The organism is Microbispora sp. NPDC049125, from assembly GCF_040802045.1.
Classification (GTDB): domain Bacteria; phylum Actinomycetota; class Actinomycetes; order Streptosporangiales; family Streptosporangiaceae; genus Microbispora.
Genome location: NZ_JBEZDW010000124.1, coordinates 1 through 1,281, shown reverse-complemented (window position 1 = coordinate 1,281; position 1,281 = coordinate 1). Strand labels below are relative to the sequence as shown.

2 protein-coding genes are annotated in these 1,281 nt (G+C 68.1%); both read left to right on the top strand.

All coding sequences use genetic code 11. The features are described 5' to 3' along the window. Nucleotides 1-4: 4 nt before the first annotated feature. Nucleotides 5-100 (top strand): hypothetical protein, encoded by a 96-nt coding sequence (locus tag AB0B72_RS40290; RefSeq protein WP_367745077.1) that lies wholly within the window; start codon nucleotides 5-7, stop codon nucleotides 98-100. A gap of 175 nt (nucleotides 101-275) precedes the next feature. After that, nucleotides 276-1,281: GH25 family lysozyme (locus AB0B72_RS40285; protein ID WP_367745076.1), on the top strand; the 1,006-nt coding region annotated here is incomplete at its 3' end.

Sequence of the window (1,281 nt, the reverse complement as noted above, 5' to 3'; positions counted from 1 at the left end):
GGCGTTGCAGGTCTTCGCCCGCGGCACCGACGGATCCCTCAAGCACTGGTACTGGTCCAACGGCTGGCAGTACGACGTCCCCGGCAACGGCATCGCCTGACCGAGAGCCATCGCGACACGCGTGTGGACCCACCGTCCTGGTGGGTCCACACGACTTCCGCAAGGCCTGCCACGAGATTCGCGGTCGGCGGAAGGTGTCCAGCTTGAGCAGTTCGCCGGAGCTCACGACTTCGGATCAGGCAACCCCTCAATATCTCTGCACAAATGGAGCAGACATGTCCGCGATACCAGCACGGCCGGGATGGATCCGCCGCCTCGCCGCCGCAGCCGTCGTCACTGCGGGGCTCACCGGGGCGCTCGTACAGCCGGCCGGCGCGTCGTCCGCCAGTCCGCAGCCGGGAGCGTACCCGGTCAGGGGTGTGGACATCACCGAGTACCAGCACCCCGGAGGGGCCTCGGTGAACTGGGCCCAGATCCGCCAGTCCGGGGTCACCTTCGCGACGCTCAAGGTGACCAGGGGCACCAACAAGAAGAACAGTTACTTCAGCGGCGATCTGAGCAACTCCCTCGCGCAGGGAATCGCGACCGCGCCGTACCACTACCTGACCGGCACCAGCTCGGACGCCGCCGCCCAGGCGGACTTCTTCGTCAACACGGCGCGTGCGGCGGGCTACACCGGGCACCGGGCGGGTGAGCTGCCGCCGATCCTCGACCTCGAGTGGACCGACGACGGCACCAGCTCCTGCCCGCCCTACACCACCGTCACGTTCGCGCGCACCTGGCTGGACAGGGTGCAGGCGGCTTTCGGCATCAAGCCGTGGATCTACACGGCGAAGGGGTTCATGACCGGCTGCATGGGCAGCACCACCGCCCTGTCCTCGTACGGGCTGCAGGTCGCCGACTACACCAGCAGCCACACCACCCCGGCGGTTCCCCCCGGCTGGAACTCCTGGCTGATGTGGCAGTACGCCGACGTCGGCAACGTTCCCGGGGTCCCGACCACGAACGTGACCCTGAACGTCTTCAACGGCACGCAGGCGCAACTGGACGCCCTCGCAGCCGTGTCGAGCGATGCCGATCGGCAGGGTCCCTCCAGTGCCACGGACGGCAACGGAGCACTCCAGGTCTTCGCCCGCGGCACCGACGGATCCCTCAAGCACTGGTACTGGTCCAACGGCTGGCAATACGACGTCCCCGGCACCGGAATCGCCGGCTCCCCCACCGTCAAGGTCGACCCCGCCGGAATGGTCCACGTCTTCGCCACCGGCACCGACGGATCCC